Source organism: Methylovirgula ligni (assembly GCF_004135935.1).
GTDB classification, from domain to species: domain Bacteria; phylum Pseudomonadota; class Alphaproteobacteria; order Rhizobiales; family Beijerinckiaceae; genus Methylovirgula; species Methylovirgula ligni.
The window spans coordinates 56,501-76,505 of record NZ_CP025086.1 but is presented as its reverse complement, the minus strand read 5'-3'; the positions used below and the strand labels follow the sequence as shown (position 1 = coordinate 76,505).

Sequence of the window (20,005 nt, the reverse complement as noted above, 5' to 3'; positions counted from 1 at the left end):
AGGAAAACCCGATGAGCGGTGCCATCACGGATTTCGGCCATCACGACGCCCACTACGAGCCGAAAGGCCTGGGGCGCTGGCTCACGACCACCAATCACAAGGACATCGGCATCCTTTATATGCTGTTCGGGTTGACGATGTTCCTGCTGGGCGGCCTCTTCGCCGAACTGATCCGCGCCCAGCTCATCCATCCCTCCAATCATTTTCTCACGCCGGAAGTCTATAACCAGGTCATCACGCTGCATGGCCTCGTGATGGTCTTCGGCGCCCTGATGCCGGTCACGGCCGGCTTTGCGAACTATCTCATCCCGCTGATGATCGGCGCGCCCGACATGGCCCTGCCGCGCCTCAACAACTGGGGCTTCTGGCTATTGCCGCCGGCGGCGATCGTTCTGGTGCTTCCCTTCATCCTGAAGCTGTTCGGGATCGGCAACGGCCCGGTTGATACTGGCTGGACGATGTACGCGCCGCTCTCGGTGCAGGGTGGCCCCGGCGTCGATTTCGCCATCTTCGCGATCTTCCTGCTCGGCGCTTCGTCGCTGATGGCCTCGATCAATATCGTCGTGACCATCTTCAATTTGCGCGCGCCGGGCATGACGATGATGAAGCTGCCGCTCTTCGTCTGGAGCTGGCTGATGACTTCGTTCCTGCTGATCGCGGTGTTCCCGGCGCTCATCGCCGGCAGCGCGATGCTGCTCGCCGACCGTCATTTCGGCACGCATTTCTTCAGCGCGGCTGGCGGCGGCGATCCGGTGCTCTGGGAGCATCTCTTCTGGTTCTTCGGCCATCCCGAGGTCTATATTCTTCTGTTCCCGACCGCCGGCATCCTCTCGCACATCCTGCCGACTTTCGCGCGCAAGCCCATCTACGGCTACAAGGCGCAGGTCTATTCCTATTGGGCGATCGCGGCGCTCTCGGTCGTGGTCTGGGCGCACCACATGTTCACGTCCGGCATGCCGGTCGCGGGCCAGCTCTATTTCATGTATTCGACGATGCTAATCTCGGTGCCGCTCGCCATCCTGTTCTTCTGCTGGCTCGCGACCATCTGGAAGGGCTCGCTGACCTTCGAGACGCCGATGCTGTTCGCGCTCGGCTACATCGTGCTCTTCGGCATCGGCGGCTTGACCGGTCTCATTCTTGCCGATGCGGTTGCCGACCAGCAGTATCACAACAGCTTTTTCCTGGTCGCGCACTTCCATTATGCGCTGTTTGGCGGCCCGATCATGGGCGTGATCGCCGGCATCTATTACTGGCTGCCGAAGATCACCGGCCGCATGTATAGCGAGCCGCTCGGAAAGCTGCATTTCTGGCTGACGATGATCGGCTTCAACATCACGTTCATGTCGCAGTTCTTCCTCGGCGTCGCCGGGATGCCGCGTCGTATTCCCGATTACGCGCTGCAATTCGCGTCGCTGAATCTGGTCTCCAGCCTCGGTGCCTTCCTGCTCGGTGCGGCGCAATTGATTCTCGTCTACAACGTCATCCGCGCCGCGGCCGGCTTCGGCAAGCCGGCGACGAGCCAGGTCTGGGAAGGCGCGCAGGGCCTTGAATTCACGCTGCCCTCGCCCCCGCCGCACCATACGTTTGACGAACAGCCGGTCGTGGCATGACCGACAACGAAGCCGCGCCGAGGCAAGCGCCGATCCGGCAGCGCCCGAACCATCGGCGGCTGGCCCTCGGCCTGCTGCTCGTGGCGCTCGGCTTCTTCGGCTTTGGCTTCGCTCTCGTACCTTTGTATAACACCTTCTGCCATACGACGGGACTCAACGGCACGACAGGCGAGGCCACGGCGCGGCCGGTAGGCGGGGTCGATCTGTCCCGCACCGTGACGGTCGAATTCACCAGCACAGTGATGCCCGGCCTCCCGTGGAAATTTCAGCCGACGGTTCGCCGCTTGCAGATTCATCCCGGCGAGCCCGCCACCGCAACCTATCTCGCGACCAATCTCGGCGGCGAGCTGCGATACGGCCAGGCGATCATGAGCGTGAGCCCTGAGCAGGCCGCGATAAACTTCAAGAAGATCGAATGCTTCTGCTATCACGCTCAGGCGCTCGCGCCGCATCAATCGCGGATCATGCCGGTCGTGTTTTTTGTGACTCGCGACCTGCCGAAGCAAATCACGACGATCACGGTGTCCTATTCGGCATTTCCGGCCGTGCAAGAAGCCGCGTCGAGAGGGGAGAACCAAAGTGAGCGCTAACCCAGCCGCGACCACCCGTCGCTATTTTGTCCCGAAGCCCAGTCCCTATCCGGCGCTGCTCTCGTTTGCGATCATGCTGCTCGCAATCGGCCTTGCGCTGCGCGTCAACGGCTATCCCGCCGGGCAATGGATCGCATTGGTCGGCCTGGGTACGATCATCTTCGCCCTCGTGCGCTGGCTTGGAAATGTCATCAGCGAAAGCGAAGGTGGCTTCTACCACCATTGGGAGGACCGCTCCTTCCGGCTCGGCATGATCTGGTTCATCATTTCCGAGATCACGCTGTTCGCGACGCTGTTCGGCGTCCTGTTCTACGAGCGCGAAATTTCGGTGCGGGCGCTCGCCGCGCTTGATGTCAATTTCACGCCCTGGCCGCATTTCGCTGGCGCGTGGCCGACATCGGGCCCGTTGGGCAAGGACTTCGAAACCGTCAATCCCTGGCGCATTCCGGCATTCAACACGCTGCTTCTGCTCATCTCCGGCGCGACGGTGACGCGCGCGCATCACTGGCTGAAGCGTGACCGGCGCGACGCGCTCGTCTTCTGGCTCGCCGCGACGATCGCGCTCGGCGTCGTCTTCCTGCTTTTGCAGGCAAACGAATTCTACGAAGCCTATACCAAGCTGGGCCTGACGCTCGGTTCCGGTGTCTATGGCGCGACCTTCTTCGCGTTGACCGGCCTGCACGGCTTCCATGTCACCGTCGGCGTCATCATGCTGACGGCGATCCTGGTGCGCATTCTGCGCGGCCATTTCAATCCCGAGCACCATTTCGCCTTCGAGGCGGTGAGCTGGTACTGGCATTTTGTCGACGTCGTCTGGCTGATGCTCTTCGTCTTCGTCTACTGGCTCTGACGGCAGCCGTCCGCCGGGGCTGGAACACGCCCCGACATCCCGAATGAGAGAGCGTGCTCCAACCGGAGTACGCTCTTTTGTTTTGGGTTGAGGCTAGTCCGCATCCCTTTCACTGGCGCGGCGCATCGCTTCGCGCAAATCAGCCCATCGCCGGTTTCCCTCGTTGGCGCCGAGCAGCGCGAAGGCGAGGACGAAGGGGATGAGATAATAGATGATGCGGAAGAGCAGCAGCGAGGCCAGCAGGCCCTCCTGCGACGGCACGGGCAGGAATTTCAGCATCGTTGCTTCGAAAACGCCGATGCCGCCCGGCGCATAGCTCGCGATCCCAAGCGCGCAGGCGAAAACATAGACGGCCGCGAAGGTGAAGAAATCGACGTTGTGCGGTTCCGGCAGCAGGACATAGAGCACGCCGGCGGCCGCGCAGAGATCGATGACGCCCAGAACGACCTGCGCCAGCGTCAGTTTGAATCCGGGCAGTTCGAGCTTCAGGCCCTGGATGCGCGTCCAGCGATGCTCGATCGAAACCCAGACGAGATAGACGCATAAAGCGCCAAGCGCGCCGAGCCCGACCAGCATGTTGATCTGAGGCTCGAAATGGTCGAGCTGGCTGATCGTGCCGGAACGGAACAGGAGCGCGATGCTGAGGATCAGCACCATGCCGAGCCAATAGGTGACGCCGGCGATGACGGTGAGACTCGCGATCTTCCCCGGCTTCAGGCCGGCCTGCGAGTAAATCCAGAATCGCACCGTTCCCGCTGTGATGAGCGGAAAGCCGAGCGTGAAGCAGATCGCATAGCTCGTGAACGAGGCGAGGGCCGTCGTCGTATAGGGAACGCGCTGACGCAATTGCAGCAGCGCGACGCCGTCATAGCCGGTCAAGGCGAGGAACGACACGGCCGTCAGCCCCAGGGCCTCGAAGATCTGCGTGTTCTGCGTGGCGGCGAAAGCGGCGCGCAATTGGCCGGGGTTAATGTGCGCGAGCGTATGAATCAGGACGAAAATAGCGAGGGCGGCGATGGCCACGCTGAACGAAAAGCCGATATAGGTCGCGATCGTCCGCCGCCGCTTATGGTCCGCGCTGTCCGACTTGGAAGAAAAGCTGTTCAGCCAGGTATGCAGATTCGCCTTGCGCGGCCGGCTCAGGCCACGGCGGTTTTGCGTCGGGCGAATTTCCTCATTCAAAGCCATTCGGTTTTCCATGCTGCGAGCCGCTCGGCCGGCGGGTTATGCGGCGTGAATACGCCACGGGCAAGGCTGTTGCATCGCGCAAATATTTCGCAAAATTGGCGCGACCGGGTTCATGCGGCGATGAGTATTTGTATTATAAGGCATTGAAACGCATTGCCTTATTGTTGCGTCCCCGCGAGATGTCGAGAGTCGCTGCCAAGATTGTGCCCGTCCTCTTGCCGAATCATGTCAGCCGTTGCGAAATCACCACATTATTTTGGTATCCGGGCCAACCGCCGCAAGCGCCAGATCGCGGATTGCGAAAGCGCACCGCGCGTTTGCGCGGTCTGGAGAATCCTTCGGGCTGACGGAGCGAATATGCGCATGATCGCCGCCTTGTTCGGGCTGATGTTGGGTCTCGTTGTCGCTAGCGGCGCTTCGGCCTTGCAGAGCGATTACAGCAATTCGGACCTCACCAGCGATGCGCTGCGGCTCGCGGCGCAGGTGGCGCAAGACGGCGACGATCTCAAGGACCAAACTCCCGATTCCCTGCGCAAAGCCGCGGCGGCGGCCCTTGCCAAGGGCGATACCAAAGCGATGCTGCATGCGATCGCCGGATTGATCGCGATCGCGCCGGACGATTTCGGCGCGTGGCTGGCTTACTCGCGCGCCGAGGTCGCCTCCGGCAAGACCGATGACATTTTGCAGGCCGCTTCGACTGCCGCCTATCTCGCTTATACCAAGGCCCCGGACAAGAGTACGGCGGCGCAGGCTCTGGCGCAGCTCGGTGCGGTCTTCGCGCAACGCGAATTATGGCGCCCTTCGCTCAATGCCTATCACGCGAGCCTGGCGCTTGCCGAAAATGCCGATATCCGTACGACGTATCAGAAAGAGCGTGAAACCTACGGCTTCCGTATTCTCGAATACAAGGTGGACAAAGACTCGGCCGCACCGCGCGCGTGCTTCCAGTTCTCGGAATCGCTCGCCAGTGGCCACGTCGATTTCGCCTCTTATGTGAGTGTCGCCGGCATCGACCGGCCGGCGGTTTCGAACGAAGACCAGCAGATTTGCGTCGATGGTCTGCATCACGGCCAGCATTATACGATCACCTTGCGCCAGGGACTTCCGTCCTCGGTCGGCGAGCAGCTTCTGCGCACGGCGGTCTATGACATCTATGTGCGCGACCGTTCCGAGCAGGTGCATTTCACCGGCAAGAATTATGTGCTGCCGCGCGTCGGCCAGCAGGGCATTCCGGTCGTCTCCGTCAATGTCAAGAAAGTCGCCGTGCAGATTTTGCGCGTCAGCGACCGCAGCCTGCTGCCGATCATCAGCTCCAGCGATTTCCTGACGCAGCTCTCCTCCTATCGTCTGCAGCAATTCAAGGACAGCGACGCGCGCAAAATCTGGAAGGGCACGCTCGATGTCGCGAGCGAGCTCAACAAGGATGTGACGACCGCTTTCCCGGTACTGGAGGCGGTGGGCACGCTTGAGGCCGGTGTCTACATCATGACCGCCAAGCCCGCCGACGCTTTGCAGGCGGGGGCCGACGATTACAGCAATGTCGCGACGCAATGGTTCGTCGTCTCCGATCTCGGCCTCACCGCGCTGACGAGTCGCGACGGGTTGCATGTCTTCATCCGCTCGCTGACGACGGCGAAGCCGCTCAGCGGCATCTCGTTGCGCCTCGTCGCGCGTGACAATGAGATTCTAGCGACCAAGCAGAGCGACGCGAGCGGCTATGTGCGCTTCGAGCCCGGCCTGTCGCGCGGCAGCGGCGGACTGGCGCCGGGGCTCGTCGTCGCCGAGGACGGCAAAGGCGATTACGGCTTTCTCAATCTCCAGCAAAGCGCGTTCGACCTGACGGATCGCGGCGTCAAGGGTCGCGACGTGACGCAGCCGCTCGATGCGCAGGTTTTCACGGAGCGCGGCGTTTATCGCTCGGGCGAGACGGTCTATGTCACGGCCCTCCTTCGCGACGATAAGGGCGTCGCGAAGGAGGGCGTGCCGCTGACGCTCATCGCCAGGCGGCCGGATGGCGTCGAATACAGGCGCATGCTGGTCGCGGATCAGGGCGCCGGCGGGCGCAGCTATGCGTTGCCTCTGCTGCCGTCGAGCGCGAGCGGCACATGGCGCGTGCAGGCCTACGTCGATCCCAAGGGCGCGCCGGTCGGCGAGACGACATTTCTCGTTGAGGACTATGTCCCCGAGCGCCTCGACTTCAAGCTGAAGCCGCGCGAGACGCAGGTGCGGGCCGGGGACACGACGACGGTCGACACCAATTCGCGCTATCTCTACGGCGCGCCGGGCTCCGGCCTCGATGTCGGAGGCGAGGTGACCGTCGAGGCGGCGGGCGACCATGGCCTGCCGGTTCTCCGAGGCTATGAGGCCGGGTTACAGGACCAGACCTTCGAGGCGGTGAGCAAAGACCTGCCGACGATTGTCACGACCGACGACACGGGCGATGCCGCGGTCGATGTGCCAATTCCCGATATCGCCGCGACGCAGCCGCTGGAAGCCAAGGTGGTGTTGCGTGTCGGCGAACCGGGCGGACGCGCTGTCGAGCGCAATGTCACGCTGCCGATCTTGCCGAAGGGCGGCCTCATTGGGGTGAAGAAGGATTTCACCTCACTTGGCGACGGCGACATAGCCAATTTCGATGTCATCGCGATCAATTCCAGCGCCGCCCGGGTCGCGCGCAAAGGCCTTACCTGGTCGCTCTATCGGCTGATCACGGATTACCAATGGTACAATCAGGATGGCCATTGGGATTTCGAGGAAGTGAAATCCTCGCGCCGCGTTGCCACGGGAACACTCGATTTAACCGCTGATGCTTTGGGCAAGATCGCCGCGCCGGTCGAACTCGGTGATTATCGTCTCGACATCGCGAGCGCCGATCCGAACGATGCGCCCACCAGCGTGACCTTCGGCGTCGGCTGGTCCGGCGAGGCGACGGCGGGCGCGCCCGATCTTCTCGAAGTCACGCTCGATAAGGAAGATTACGCGCCGGGCGATGCGATGAAGCTCAAGATCGCCTCGCGCTTTGCCGGTACCGCGACGGTCGCGATCCTCAACGATCAGCTCGAATATTCCGCGCTCGTCGATGTGAAGAAGGGCGACAATATCGTCAGCGTTCCGGTCGGCGTGAATTGGGGCGCCGGCGCTTATGCGGTCGTCTTCGCGCATCGCCCGCTCGATCAGGCGGCGCAGCGCAATCCCGGCCGCGCGCTCGGGCTCGCGTGGTTCAGCATTGCCGCCGCCAGCCACAAGCTCAACATTGCCATCGGCGCGCCGGAAAAGCTGCGCCCGCACGAGCACATCAGCGTGCCGGTCACGCTCGCCGGCCTTCAGCCCGGCGACGAGGCTTATGTCACACTCGCCGCAGTCGATGTCGGCATCCTCAATCTCACTCATTATCAGACGCCGGATCCGAGCGCCTATTTCTATGGCCAGCGCACGCTCGCCACGGAAATCCGCGATCTCTACGGCTTCCTGATTGATGGAACGCAAGGCACCGCGGGCGCGATCCGATCCGGCGGCGATGCGGGTGGCGAGCTTCAGGGCAACAAACCGACGGAGGCGCCACTGGCACTCTTTTCCGGCGTTGTGAAAGTCGGCGCGGACGGCAAGGCGGAGATCGGCTTCGATCTGCCGCCGTTCAACGGCACCATGCGGCTCGCCGCCGTCGCCTGGACGAAAACGCGCGTCGGCAGCGCCAACGAAGACGTCATCGTCCGCGATCCGGTCGTCGTGCAACCGACGCTGCCGCGCTTCCTCGCGCTGAAGGATCATTCGCGGCTTTATCTGCAGATCGACAATGTCGAGGGACAGGCGGGCGCCTATAGCTATGAGGTCACGACGGACGGCCCGGTGACGGTCGGCGCGCACGCGCATGGGACGATCAAGCTCGCGGCGGCCGAGCGCACGTCGCTCTCGGTTCCGCTGATCGGCACGGGTGTTGGCACCGCCAGCATCGACTTCAAAATGCACGGGCCGAAATTCACCACCGAGCGCAATTTCGCGCTCGATGTCGAAGCGGGAACGTCGAGCGTCTATCGCCGCATCGTGCGGCAGATCGCGCCGGGCGATTCCGTCCTGGTGAGCAAAGACTTGACGGCCGAGTTTCTTCCCGGCACCGGCCGCGTCTCGGCCGCCGTCGCAAGTCTTTCCGGCATCGACGCGGCTGGGCTCCTGCAATCGCTCGCGGATTATCCGTTCGAATGTTCCGAGCAGCTCGTGAGCCGCACCATGCCGCTGCTCTATGTCGGCAAGCTCGCTGATCCGAAGGCGCTCGCCTTCGATACGGGCATTGCCGATCGCGTCAATCGCGCGATTGCGATTCTGCTGGCGCGGCAGGATTCGAGCGGCGCCTTCGGGCTCTGGTCGTCCGACAATGCGAGCGACGAATGGCTCAACGCTTTCGTCACCGATTTCCTGACCCGCGCGCGGGAGGAAGGTTATGACGTGCCGCAGCAGGCCTACGCCCAGGCGCTGGAGCGGTTGCGCAATTTCGTCGCCAATACCAGCGATGTCGAAGCGGGGCAGAGCAGCGGGCTCGCCTATGCGATCTATGTGCTCGCGCGCAACGGCAAGCCGGTGATGGAAGATCTGCGCTATCTCGCCGACGCGCGGCTGCCGGTCTTCACGACGCCGCTGGCGCGGGCGCAGATCGCTGCCGCGCTCGCCTTGCTCGGCGACCGGGGCCGGGCAGCGAAAGTCTTCGCCGCGGCGGGCCAAAGCCTTGCCCAGGCGAACGACAAGGACAGCCTCACGCGCGTCGATTTCGGCTCGCGTCTGCGCGATGGCGCCGGGCTTCTGACGCTCGCGGTCGAGGGCGGCGCCGACAGCGCGCAGATTGACAAGGCGGTTCGGGTCGTCGAAAGCGCCCGCGACGCGATCACCTATGCCAGCACGCAGGAGGAATCCTGGATGGTGCTTGCAGCCGAGGCGCTGGCCGCGCGCGATCAATCGATATCGCTCGGCATCGATGGGACGACACATAATGGCGCCTATTATCGGACGTGGCTCGCTTCGACTCTCGCGGCGGCGCCGGTGAAGCTCGTCAATCAGGGCCAGCAGCCGGTTGCCCTCGCGCTGACGACTTCGGGCAATCCGATCGTGCCGGAGCCGGCGGCAGGGCAGGGCTATACCTTGGAGCGCGGCTATTATTCGCTCGACGGCACGCCGCTCGATCCGACGAAGATCAAGCAGAACGATCGCCTCGTCATCACGCTGAAGGTGACGGAGAGCGTCGCGAGCTATTCGCATCTGGTGCTCGACGATCCGCTGCCAGCCGGGCTTGAGATCGACAATCCCGATCTCTATGACGGCGGCGATGTCGACAGCCTCTCGTGGGTGAAGACCGATGTGCAGCCGACGCATACGGAATATCGCGACGATCGCTTCGTCGCGGCTTTCGATCGCGATGGCCAATCGGCGGCGACTTTCGCCGTCGCCTATATCGTCCGCGCCGTAACGCCCGGCCATTATGTCGCTCCGGCGGCGACGATCCAGGATATGTATCGGCCGCAGCGGTATGCGCGCACCAACTATGGCGCGGTGACGATCGCGGCGCCGAAATGAAGCCGCGGTATTGGCTCGCCCTTTTCAGCCTGGCCATCGTCGCCGCGGGCTATAGTCTCTCTTGGGCGTGGGATGGTTATTTCGCCAGCCTGCATCCGCTCGATCTCGCGACGAGCGAGCGCACGTCGCCGGAGGTTCTCGACCGCGACGGAAAACTGCTGCGCGCCTTCACCATGCCGGATGGGCGCTGGCGCCTGCCGGTGAGCCTGCCGGATATCGATCCGCGTTTCGTCGCCATGCTGCTCGCCTACGAGGACCATCGCTTCTATGAGCACCACGGCGTTGATCTCGAAGCGCTCGCCCGCGCGGCGGCGCAATTCGCGACACGGGGGCGGATCGTCTCCGGCGGCTCGACATTGACGATGCAGGTCGCGCGTCTGCTCGAGCCGCGCAAGGAAAGATCGGCCGCCGCCAAGGTGAAGCAGATGGCGCGCGCGCTGCAGCTCGAACAGCAATATGCCAAGCCGATCATTCTCGATCTCTATTTCGTCCTCGCGCCCTACGGCGGCAATATCGAAGGCGTGCGGGCGGCGAGCCTCGCCTATTTCGGCAAGGAGCCGAAGCGCCTCAGCGTCGCGGAGGCGGCGCTGCTCGTCGCGTTGCCGCAGGCGCCGGAAGCGCGACGTCCGGATCGTTTCCCGGCGCGAGCGCGGACGGCCCGCGACCGCGTTCTGGAGCGCGCCTATCGCCGCGGCGTCATCACGCTCGCCGAACGTGACGAGGCAATGCAGCAGAACGTGCCGCACAGCCGTCTGGCTTTTCCGCATCTGGCGCCCCATGCGGCAGAGGCGGCGCTGCGCGCCGACAAGGAGCACGGCACGCATCGGCTGACGCTCTCGGCCGGCTGGCAGGCCGCGCTGGAAAGACTGGCGCATGAAAGCGCGCAGCGGCTGGGCCCAAGAATTTCCGTCGCCATTCTCGTTGTCGACAATGCGACAGGCGAAATTCGCGCCCATGTCGGCGGCGCGGATTATTTTTCGGCCTCACGTGCTGGCGCCATCGACATGACCAGGGCCTTGCGCTCGCCCGGCTCGGCGCTGAAGCCTTTCATCTACGCGCTCGCCTTCGAATCCGGCGTCGCCCATCCCGAAACCGTACTCGACGACCGGCCGGTGCATTTCGGCCAATATGCACCGGAGGATTTCGATCTCGGCTTCGAGGGTACGGTGACGGCGCGCCACGCGCTGCAGATGTCGCTCAATCTGCCGGCTGTCGAACTGCTCAATGCCGTGGGGCCGGAGCGGTTTCTTGCCCGGCTGCGCAGCGCCGGCGCCGATGTCGAATTGCCGGAAGACCAACCGCCGGGCCTCGCCATCGGGCTTGGCGGCGTCGGCATCAAGCTGACCGATCTCGTCAAACTCTACGCGGGCCTCGCGCGCGGCGGCAGCGTGCCCACTCTGCATGAGCGCGTCTTGGGCGCGCTGGCATCGCATGCGCGCATCTGCGAGCCGGTCTCGGCCTGGTATGTTGCGGACATTCTGCGCGGTGCGCCGCCGCCGGACAATGCGCCCTATAACCGTCTCGCTTTCAAGACGGGCACCTCCTATGGCTATCGCGATGCCTGGGCGGTCGGTTTCGATCGCAGGAATACGATCGGCGTCTGGGTCGGACGCCCGGACAATGCCGCTGTGCCGGGGCTCATCGGCCGCGTTGCCGCCGCGCCAATCCTCTTCGATGCCTTTGCCCGCGTCGGCAGTTCTTACGAGATCATTCCGAAGCCTGCCGATGCGCTCGTCGCGCGCACGGCCGACCTGCCGCCGCCGTTGCGCCAGCTCAGTGACGACCACGCGGCGGAGGCAGGCGATGGCGATACGCAGGCGCTGAAGATCGTCTATCCGCCGAACGGCGCCCGCGTCGATCTCGGCCTGTCCGCGCCGGACGGCAGCGATCTGGCGCTGAAGGCGGAAGGCGGCGTGCCGCCGTTCCGCTGGATGGTCAACGGTGCGCCGGTCGGCACGCCCGATCCGCGCCGCGATTCAGAATGGACGCCGGACGGCGCAGGCTTCGCCCGCATCTCGGTGATGGACGCCAAAGGCCAGTCCGACAGCGTGCAGGTGCGGCTGCAATAATTACTGCTTCGGGTAATCCGTCCCCGCTGACACCGGCGCCCATTTCATGATCTCGGTCTGCAGCGCGCCGAGCTTTTCCCCGGCGAGTTGCAGCGCGTCCGAGCCGAGCAGGAGATGCAGCGGCGGCTCCGGCGATTCGACAATAAGCAGCATCGCTTCCGCGGCTTTGCGCGGATCGCCCGGCTGGCGGCCGTTGCGCTCGGCGAGCCTTTTGCGCGACCAGCCCGCGGACGGTTCATAATCCTCGATCGTGCGCTCGACGTGGCGCATCGAGCGCCCGGCCCAATCGGTGCGGAAGCCACCCGGCTCGATGATCGTCACCTTGATGCCGAGGTGCTTCACTTCCTTGGCGAGCGATTCCGAAATGCCTTCGAGCGCGAACTTGCTGCCGTGATAGGCGGAGATGCCGGGGAAGGTCGCCAGCCCGCCCATCGAACTGATGTTGAGGATGTGGCCGGCCCGGCGGCTGCGCAGATAGGGCAGGGTCGCCTGCATCATCGCGACGGCGCCGAAGACGTTGACATCGAACTGCGCGCGGAAATCCGCCAGCGTCGCTTCTTCCAGCGCGCCCTCGAACCCATAGCCCGCATTATTGACGAGCACTTCGATGCCGCCGAGCTTTTCCTCGGCTTCGGCAACGCCGCGATGCACCGCGGCCTCGTCGGTGACATCGAGCAGAATGGCGAAGGCGCGGCCCGGCGCGAGCTTCTCGAATTCGGCTTTGTCCGCCTCTTTGCGAACCGTGCCGGCGACCTTGCCGCCTTTTTCCAGAATGAGTTCCGACAGCGCGCGGCCGAAGCCGCTGGAAACACCCGTGATGAGCCAATTCATCTCAAGCTCCTTTATTGGAAACCAACGATCGGATGCGGCACATAAGGCGCTTCCAGCTTGGCGATCTCCTCCGCCGTCAGCTTGAGCGACAGTGCGGCAACCGCATCGTCGAGGTGATTGAACTTGGAGGCGCCGACGATCGGCGCGGTAATGCCGTCTTTCTGTAAAAGCCACGCGAGGGCGACTTGCGCGCGTGGTACGCCGCGGGCCTTGGCAACCTCGGCCACAGCCGCAGCGACTTGGCGGTCGGAGTCGAGGCCGTACAAAGTTTTACCGAAAACATCGGTGTTCTGCCGCTCGGTCGTCTCGTCCCAATCGCGGGTGAGCCGTCCCCGCGCCAACGGACTCCAGGGCAGGACAGCGATCTTCTGGTCGCGGCAGAGCGGCAGCATTTCGCGCTCCTCCTCGCGATTGAGGAGATTGACGTGATCCTGCATGGAGACGAATTCCGTCCAGCCGTTGAGGCGCGATATATAGAGCGCCTTGGCGAATTGCCACGCATACATGGACGAGGCGCCGATATAGCGCGCCTTGCCGGCCTTTACGACATCATGCAGCGCTTCAAGCGTCTCTTCGATCGGCGTGCCGTGATCCCAGCGGTGGATCTGATAGAGATCGACGAAATCGGTGCCGAGGCGGCGCAGGCTGTTGTCGATCTCGGCGAGGATGGCGCGGCGCGACAGGCCGGCGCCGTTCGGCCCCGGATGCATGCGGCCATGTACCTTGGTCGCGATCACGACATCCTGGCGTGAGGCGAAATCCTTCAGAGCGCGGCCGACGATCTCCTCCGACGTACCGTCGGAATAGACGTTGGCGGTATCGAAGAAATTGATGCCGAGTTCGAGCGCCTTCTTGATGATCGGGCGGCTCTTTTCCTCATCGAGCGTCCAGGAATGCGGTCCGCGGCCCGGCACGCCGAAGGTCATGCAACCGAGGCAGATAGGGGAGACCTCAAGGCCGGTGCGGCCGAGCTTCACATAGTCCATGTTTTTGCGAACTCCGAAAGCGAACAGCCGCGAATGATGCCGCGGCCGTGTTGGTGCGTGCGCGTCTCGTTAGACAAGCTTGAGACGAACCGGGACATTGCCCCGCAACGCATTGGAATAAGGACAGACCTGATCCGCCTTGTGAATCAATTCCTCGGCTTCGTCGCGCGGCAGACCCGGCAGCGAAATATCGAGCTCGACATCGAGGCCGAAGCCGCCTTCCGAACGCGGCCCGATGCCGACATTGCCCGTCACCGTCGTATCGTCCGGCACTTTCGGGCCGCCTTGCGAGGCGACGAATTTCATCGCGCCGAGAAAGCAGGCCGAATAGCCGGCGGCGAAAAGCTTTTCCGGATTATTGCCGGACTTGCCGGCGCCGCCGAGTTCCTTCGGTGTCGTTAGCGTGACATCGAGCGTGCCGTCTTCCGTTCGGGCATGGCCTTCGCGGCCGCCGGTGGCAGTGGCTTTGGTGCGGTAGAGAACATTGACCGACATGGCGTGCTCCTTGAAATCGCGTGCGACAAATCCCGGATGATAAGGGACCGGCCCGGCGAAGGGGCCGGCCGGATTTTATCCCGGGCTCTGGAGGTTCAGGTAAGGTATATGGGGCGAAAATGCAGTTTCGAGAACGGGACCTGGATAAACGAACGCCGCGTGCAGAGCTTGTCCCATATTGCGCAAATCCGAACGCGCGCATGGAGCCCGGGCCGCTGTTGTCGAATCGGCGCCCCTTGCGCCTGCGCGCCAAAAGAGGAATAGTCCCCCGCTCGCGCCTCGATTCTCGTTCTATCGCCTTGAAAGAGGCCGAATTTCCCGCCAAACGTGACGCGCCCTGCGAAATACGTGCAGAAATAACCTTGCAGGCTTTGGTCGCGATCCGTCAGGACTTATAAGCGGTTGCTCATGCGCATCGTCTCCGCCTGCCCGCCACTTGCCGCCGCGCTGCTCGCGATAGTGCTGGCGGCTGCGCCAGCCGGCGCGGAGACTATTCTCGCGCGCTATTCGGTGAGCCTTGTCGGCTTCAGGATCGGTGAAGCCAGCGCCAAGGGCGCCGTCAGCGCCGCGGCCTATCGCGTCGCGCTCGATGCGCATCTGACCGGCCTTGCCGAATGGCTCGCGCATATGCGGATCGCGCTGGTTTCCTCGGGCGAGATTCATCGCGGAACGGTACTGCCCAACGCCTACGCGACGACAGCGGCGACCACCCACGAAGCACGCACGGTTCGCATGGCGCTCGAAAGCGGCAATGTCCGCGCCGTCGATATTTCGCCGCCGCTTGAAGACGAGGCGATCCGTATTCCGGTTTCATCCGCCGAAAAACGCAATGTGCTCGATCCGACAAGCGCGTTGATCATGGCGGTCCCCGCTGGTGAGCCGCTTGTCGGCCCCGCTGCCTGTAACCGTACTTTGCCGATCTATGATGGTGTCGTGCGGTTCGATCTGACGATGACCTACACCGGCACCCGCAATGTCTCGGCCATTGGATACGATGGGCCGGTTTCGGTTTGCTCGGTTCGCTACAAGCCAATCGCTGGCCATCGCTACGATTCGCGGTCAACGAAATTCATGGCCGAGAATCACGATATCGAGGTTTGGCTGGCGCCGATCGAGCGGGCGCATGTCGTCATCCCGTTCCATATAGGGCTGCGGACCATGGCGGGCATGGCTTATGTGGACGCGATCGAACTGCATCTCGAGCCCAGCGGCAAGACGCTCAAGGCCGATCGCTGATTGGTGCGAAGGCGCCGATGCCGATCCTACAATTTCGGCGCTTCAGCCTTCTGATCGAGATGCGCGCGCATCCGCGCCAAATAGGCCGAAAGCTCGGGGTATTTCTGCGCGGCCGCCTTTAGCGATGTTTCTACCGGCGCTTCGAGGATGTTGGTGAGGAAGGCGAAGAGCGTCGCGTCATAAGATGTCGGGCGAGCGCCGACCGCAAAGCCATCCGGCGCAATGAAGGCAGCGAGAGCCTCCAAATCCGCTGCGCCGTGGGTGAAGACCTCCTGCGGCGCAAAGCGGCCATAGCCCTGCCCATAGAGCGCACGCCGAACGCCGCGCCGCGCCATCGCCGCGACGGCATCGCGAACGAGCGGCGGCGCCGCGCCGAACAGGGCTCGTTTAATGACCTTCCATCCCTCCGGGTCGATCCAGCGCGAATAGAGAATCGTGAAATAAAGGCTCTCTTCGCAGCAACGGCGGATCAGGTGGCCTTTGGCGCGCTGCGTCGCATCGAGCTCGCCATCGAGCCGGTCGCCGTAGCGCTGCTTCAGATAGCTGATTATGCGCGCGCTATCAGGAATTTTCTCCGGCCCGTCGGTGAGAAAGGGCAGCTTGCCACGCGGCGCGCGCAGCGGCAGCGAATCGACCGTGCGAAATTCGATTTCCGCCAACCGGCAATAGGTTTCAGCCTTCAGGCAGAAAGGGCTGGGGTTGAACGGCCAGGGGCTCGGAAACACATGTAGGTCAATCATGATGCCCGACCGAAATTGAAGCGTATCGCTTCGGCAAAAAATGACGGGGGAGGGGCATCCGTCAAGGGCATTCGGAGCGGCAAAGTTCGGCGTGAACTCGGCTTGACAAAGGGCGGCTTCGGAGTCCGTTGCGAATCCGCCGCGGGGCCGGTGCGCGAAGCTTGAATCGGTCCTGTTTTTACAATCTATAGAAGCCGTCGTTCGAGGCGCCCAATATGTTGCGGTGAACAAAGACGGATTCGGCACCGGTCAGTGATTCGGGCGCGATTCGTTCGCGGCGCGTTCGGTGTGTCAACGCGATTGTGGCTCGCCCACAGGTTTTTGCTGCAGATTGGGACAGGTGCGCCCGGTTTTGCGACGTTTGCACAAATATCCGCGTCGCAGCCGTCAGGCTTGGCCACGCTTGCCGGCGGGGCCGGGGCACCGCATATGAAGCGAGTCGGAGCCGGCGCAGAGGCGCCGCCGAAAGATTGAGAAATGAACCTTCCCATTTCCGGCCCGCAGATTCATCCGCTGGAGCGTGCGCGCGGCGTCCGGATCATTCTGGGGCCGACCAATACCGGCAAGACGCATTACGCCATCGAGCGGATGCTGGCGCACCGCAATGGCATGATCGGTCTGCCGCTGCGGCTGCTCGCACGCGAGGTCTATAATCGCGTCGTCGAAAAGGTCGGCCCGGCAGCAGTTGCGCTCATCACCGGCGAGGAGAAGATCAAGCCCGAAGCGCCGCGTTATTGGGTTTCGACGGTCGAAGCCATGCCGCGCGATCTCAACCTCAGCTTCGTTGCCGTCGACGAGATTCAGCTCGCGGCCGATCTCGACCGCGGCCACATCTTCACTGATCGTCTGCTGAACCGGCGCGGCAGCGAAGAGACGCTGCTGATCGGCGCTTCGACCATGCAGCGTTCGCTTGAGCAACTTCTTCCCGGCGCGCCGATTATCTCACGGCCGCGCCTCTCCAAGCTCAGCTTCGCCGGCGAGCGCAAAATCGCACGGCTGCCGCCGCGCAGCGCCATCGTCGCCTTCTCGGTCGAGGAGGTCTATGCGATCGCCGAATGGATCCGCCGCCAGCGCGGCGGCGCGGCTGTCGTGCTCGGGGCGTTGTCGCCGCGCACGCGCAATGCGCAGGTGGAGATTTATCAAAACGGTGACGTGGATTACATCGTCGCCACCGACGCCATCGGCATGGGCCTCAATCTCGACGTCGATCACATTGCTTTCGCCGGTGATCGCAAATTTGATGGCTGGCAATATCGCCGCCTGACGCCGGCCGAATTCGGCCAGATTGCCGGCCGTGCCGGCCGGCATATGCGTGATGGCACATTCGGCACAACCGGGCGGTGCGCACCCTTCGACGCCGAGCTCGTCGAGGCGCTCGAAGATCACCATTTCGACCCGGTCAGGATGCTGCAATGGCGCAACAGCGAACTCGACTTCTCGTCCATCGCCGCGCTTGGCGTATCGCTCGACCGGCAGCCGCAAGACTATGGCTTGACGCGCGCGCCGCTGGCCGAAGATCAAATGGTGCTTGACATTGCCGGGCGGGACGAGAATGTCCTGCGGGTGACCAAGACCACGGCCGATGTATCGCGGCTTTGGGACGCCTGCCAGATTCCCGACTACCGCAAGCTGTCGCCGGCAGCCCATGCGGAACTCGTACTTTCGATCTATGGTTTCACTGTCCGTGCCCGCCATATTCCCGAAGACTGGTTTGCACGGCATATTCACGAGCTCGATCGTGTTGATGGAGACCTCGACACGTTATCGGCGCGGATCGCCCAGGTTCGGACTTGGACTTTCATCGCCAATCGCCCCGATTGGCTCCGCGACCCGGAGCATTGGCAGGAGGCCGCCCGTCAGGTAGAGGACAGGCTGTCGGACGCGTTGCACGAACGGCTCGCCCAAAGGTTCATCGACCGGCGGACGAGCGTTCTGATGCGTCGCTTGAGAGAGAACGCGATGTTGGAAGCCGAAATCACCCCCGGCGGCGACGTGTTGGTCGAAGCCCAGCATGTCGGGCATTTGTCGGGATTTCGTTTCACGGCGGATCCGCAGGCTGATGGCGAGGCCGCCAAGGCATTGAACGCCGCGGCGCAAAAAGCCCTGGCGAGCGAGATCGAGGGCCGTGCGCGGCGCGTGCATGAGGCGGTCGACGAGGCGTTCGTCCTCGCCAATGACGGAATCATCCGCTGGCTGGGCGAGGCCGTCGCCAAGATCGTGCCGGGCGAGCATATCCTGCAGCCGCGTATCGCTGTTCTCGCCGATGAGCAATTGACCGGCGCATCTTTGGAACTCGTCCAGACGCGCCTCGATCTCTGGCTCGCGCAACATGTCAAGAAATTGCTCGGGCCGCTCAGCGAACTCGAAAGCGGCGAGGGGCTTGAGGGCATCGCGCGCGGCGTGGCCTTTCGTATCGCCGAGTCGCTCGGCGTGCTTGAGCGTTCGCAAGTCGCCGAAGACGTCAAGAGCCTGACGCAGGAGGCACGTGCGACCTTGCGCAAGCTTGGCGTGCGCTTCGGCGCCTATCATCTTTATCTGCCGGCGCTGCTGAAGCCGGCGCCGCGTGCCTTCGCGGCGCAGCTCTGGGCGCTGCGCAATCCGAGCAACGAGAACGGCCAGAATCAGGCCGACATTCCGCATCTTGCCGCCTCCGGGCGCACGTCCTTTCCCGCCGATAAGGCGATCCCGAAAGGATATTATCGCGCCGCCGGATTTCATGTCTGCGGCGAACGCGCTGTGCGGGTCGATATTCTCGAGCGGCTGGCCGACCTGATCCGCCCGGCGATCGCCTACCGGCCGGGCACAACGCCCGGCGACCCGCCGTCCGGTTCAGCCGATGGCGACGGCTTTGTCGTCACTGTCGCGATGACCTCGCTCGCCGGCTGTTCGGGCGAGAGCTTTGCCGCGATCCTGCGCGCGCTCGGCTACCAGAGCGAGCAACGCCAGGGCCCGGCGATCACGGTGCCGCTGCTGCCGAAGGCCGCGACCGAGCCGGTGACGCCGCCTGTGCTATCCGAACCTGCGGTCGAGGCTTCCGAAGATATTGTTGCCGAGATGGCGGAAAGCGCCGTTGTGCCGGAGGCTGAGGGCGAGCCCATTGATTCCATCGCGGCGCCGGCAGATGAAGTGGCCGACGCCGTCGAGGCATTTCCGCCCGAGGAGCCGATCGCGGCGCCAGAACCCGCCAGTGAGGTGGTTGTGGCCGAGCCTGTGGCGGACGAGGGCGAGCCGGTCGTCGCTGCCGCTGATGAAGCTGCCACAGAAGCCACCCCCGCAGAAGCGACCGCGGAAGCCGCGCCGGGCGAACCCGCGGTGACCGAACCTGTGCTGATTGAAATCTGGCGGCCTCTGCGCCATCGTCAGGCGCGTCGACCGGCGCGCCCGCAGCGCCACGCCGCCGCCCGTGGCCACCATCGGTCGCCGGCGCCGGCGACCGATGCGGTGGCCGCCGCCGAGGCGGGCGCACCCCCGACCGCGCCGGAAATGCCGCCTCTTGAGCATCGCCGGCCGCCGCGTCGTCATCGGCCGAACGCCGAGGCGGCGACTGCGGGCGGCGCGCCTCGTCCCGACGACCGGCGCGATAAAAAGCGTGATTTCTCGCCGAAAGAGGCGCATCGCGGTTCCCGCAATGGCGAAACGCGCGGCAAAGGCCAATGGACGTCGGCCGAGCGGCCGCGCGAGCGTCAGCCGGACCCCAATTCGCCCTTCGCCAAACTGGCCATCCTTAAACAGCGGATGGAAGAGGGAAAGACCTAAAGCGGGGCGCACTGGCCTTTTCGCCGCGCCTCTTTTGCGGGCGGCATTGGGACTTTCCCGGCAAGGCGCTGACATGGTATTCGAAATTGACTGGC

13 protein-coding genes are annotated in these 20,005 nt (G+C 63.8%); 8 read left to right on the top strand and 5 right to left on the bottom strand.

The window, feature by feature from the left end:
• Window positions 1–11: 11 nt before the first annotated feature.
• From ctaD to CWB41_RS00340, 3 genes are read left to right on the top strand one after another with little or no spacing between them, the layout of a single operon-like run.
• The gene (gene ctaD, locus CWB41_RS00350) at window positions 12–1,610 is read left to right on the top strand and encodes a cytochrome c oxidase subunit I (RefSeq protein WP_115835941.1); all 1,599 of its coding nucleotides are present in this window, start codon (window positions 12–14) and stop codon (window positions 1,608–1,610) included.
• Window positions 1,607–2,200, top strand: coding sequence for a cytochrome c oxidase assembly protein (locus CWB41_RS00345; RefSeq protein WP_115835942.1), 594 nt, complete (start codon window positions 1,607–1,609; stop codon window positions 2,198–2,200). The genes ctaD and CWB41_RS00345 overlap by 4 nt, the downstream gene beginning before the upstream one ends.
• A complete protein-coding gene (locus CWB41_RS00340) occupies window positions 2,190–3,050 on the top strand; it encodes a cytochrome c oxidase subunit 3 (protein ID WP_115835943.1) in 861 nt (286 codons plus the stop codon). Before CWB41_RS00345 ends, CWB41_RS00340 begins: the two co-directional genes overlap by 11 nt.
• A gap of 93 nt (window positions 3,051–3,143) precedes the next feature.
• Here CWB41_RS00340 and CWB41_RS00335 read toward each other — a convergent pair whose 3' ends face one another.
• Window positions 3,144–4,238: a putative bifunctional lysylphosphatidylglycerol flippase/synthetase gene (locus CWB41_RS00335; RefSeq protein WP_245411207.1), complete on the bottom strand. Its 1,095-nt coding sequence runs from the start codon at window positions 4,236–4,238 to the stop codon at window positions 3,144–3,146.
• A gap of 38 nt (window positions 4,239–4,276) precedes the next feature.
• On the opposite strand from CWB41_RS00335, the gene CWB41_RS00330 reads away from it, so the two are divergent.
• From CWB41_RS00330 to pbpC, 3 genes are read left to right on the top strand one after another with little or no spacing between them, the layout of a single operon-like run.
• The gene (locus CWB41_RS00330) at window positions 4,277–4,585 is read left to right on the top strand and encodes a hypothetical protein (protein WP_115835945.1); all 309 of its coding nucleotides are present in this window, start codon (window positions 4,277–4,279) and stop codon (window positions 4,583–4,585) included.
• 10 nt (window positions 4,586–4,595) lie between these two features.
• Window positions 4,596–9,797, top strand: coding sequence for an alpha-2-macroglobulin family protein (locus CWB41_RS00325; protein ID WP_115835946.1), 5,202 nt, complete (start codon window positions 4,596–4,598; stop codon window positions 9,795–9,797).
• Window positions 9,794–11,866: a penicillin-binding protein 1C gene (pbpC, locus tag CWB41_RS00320; RefSeq protein ID WP_115835947.1), complete on the top strand. Its 2,073-nt coding sequence runs from the start codon at window positions 9,794–9,796 to the stop codon at window positions 11,864–11,866. The genes CWB41_RS00325 and pbpC overlap by 4 nt, the downstream gene beginning before the upstream one ends.
• On the opposite strand, the gene CWB41_RS00315 is transcribed toward pbpC, so the two are convergent.
• The 3 genes from CWB41_RS00315 to CWB41_RS00305 all read right to left on the bottom strand — a co-directional run bounded on the left by CWB41_RS00315 (window position 11,867) and on the right by CWB41_RS00305 (window position 14,178).
• Window positions 11,867–12,697 carry an oxidoreductase gene (locus CWB41_RS00315; RefSeq protein WP_115835948.1) on the bottom strand — a complete coding sequence of 277 codons (831 nt, stop codon included), beginning with the start codon at window positions 12,695–12,697 and terminating at the stop codon, window positions 11,867–11,869.
• A gap of 11 nt (window positions 12,698–12,708) precedes the next feature.
• Window positions 12,709–13,683 carry an aldo/keto reductase gene (locus CWB41_RS00310; RefSeq protein ID WP_115835949.1) on the bottom strand — a complete coding sequence of 325 codons (975 nt, stop codon included), beginning with the start codon at window positions 13,681–13,683 and terminating at the stop codon, window positions 12,709–12,711.
• A 69-nt stretch (window positions 13,684–13,752) separates the two neighbouring features.
• The gene (locus CWB41_RS00305; RefSeq protein ID WP_115835950.1) at window positions 13,753–14,178 is read right to left on the bottom strand and encodes an organic hydroperoxide resistance protein; all 426 of its coding nucleotides are present in this window, start codon (window positions 14,176–14,178) and stop codon (window positions 13,753–13,755) included.
• Window positions 14,179–14,586: 408 nt separating this feature from the next.
• On the opposite strand from CWB41_RS00305, the gene CWB41_RS00300 reads away from it, so the two are divergent.
• Window positions 14,587–15,414: a DUF3108 domain-containing protein gene (locus CWB41_RS00300; protein WP_115836367.1), complete on the top strand. Its 828-nt coding sequence runs from the start codon at window positions 14,587–14,589 to the stop codon at window positions 15,412–15,414.
• 26 nt (window positions 15,415–15,440) lie between these two features.
• Here the strand turns inward: CWB41_RS00300 and CWB41_RS00295 are convergent, their stop codons facing one another.
• Window positions 15,441–16,154, bottom strand: a complete 714-nt coding sequence (locus CWB41_RS00295) for a glutathione S-transferase family protein (RefSeq protein ID WP_115835951.1) — start codon at window positions 16,152–16,154, stop codon at window positions 15,441–15,443.
• Between the two features lie 477 nt (window positions 16,155–16,631).
• On the opposite strand from CWB41_RS00295, the gene CWB41_RS00290 reads away from it, so the two are divergent.
• On the top strand, window positions 16,632–19,910 hold the full coding sequence (locus CWB41_RS00290) for a helicase-related protein (RefSeq protein WP_115835952.1): 3,279 nt from the start codon (window positions 16,632–16,634) through the stop codon (window positions 19,908–19,910).
• Window positions 19,911–20,005: the final 95 nt, after the last annotated feature.

Coding starts and splice junctions, on each gene's coding strand:
- CWB41_RS00290 (WP_115835952.1), top strand. CDS start 16,632: ATGAACCTTCCCATTTCCGGCCCGCAGATTCATCCGCTGGAGCGTGCG.
- pbpC (WP_115835947.1), top strand. CDS start 9,794: ATGAAGCCGCGGTATTGGCTCGCCCTTTTCAGCCTGGCCATCGTCGCC.
- CWB41_RS00325 (WP_115835946.1), top strand. CDS start 4,596: ATGCGCATGATCGCCGCCTTGTTCGGGCTGATGTTGGGTCTCGTTGTC.
- CWB41_RS00310 (WP_115835949.1), bottom strand. CDS start 13,683: ATGGACTATGTGAAGCTCGGCCGCACCGGCCTTGAGGTCTCCCCTATC.
- CWB41_RS00335 (WP_245411207.1), bottom strand. CDS start 4,238: ATGGCTTTGAATGAGGAAATTCGCCCGACGCAAAACCGCCGTGGCCTG.
- CWB41_RS00295 (WP_115835951.1), bottom strand. CDS start 16,154: ATGATTGACCTACATGTGTTTCCGAGCCCCTGGCCGTTCAACCCCAGC.
- CWB41_RS00300 (WP_115836367.1), top strand. CDS start 14,587: ATGCGCATCGTCTCCGCCTGCCCGCCACTTGCCGCCGCGCTGCTCGCG.
- CWB41_RS00315 (WP_115835948.1), bottom strand. CDS start 12,697: ATGAATTGGCTCATCACGGGTGTTTCCAGCGGCTTCGGCCGCGCGCTG.
- ctaD (WP_115835941.1), top strand. CDS start 12: ATGAGCGGTGCCATCACGGATTTCGGCCATCACGACGCCCACTACGAG.
- CWB41_RS00345 (WP_115835942.1), top strand. CDS start 1,607: ATGACCGACAACGAAGCCGCGCCGAGGCAAGCGCCGATCCGGCAGCGC.
- CWB41_RS00305 (WP_115835950.1), bottom strand. CDS start 14,178: ATGTCGGTCAATGTTCTCTACCGCACCAAAGCCACTGCCACCGGCGGC.
- CWB41_RS00330 (WP_115835945.1), top strand. CDS start 4,277: ATGCGGCGTGAATACGCCACGGGCAAGGCTGTTGCATCGCGCAAATAT.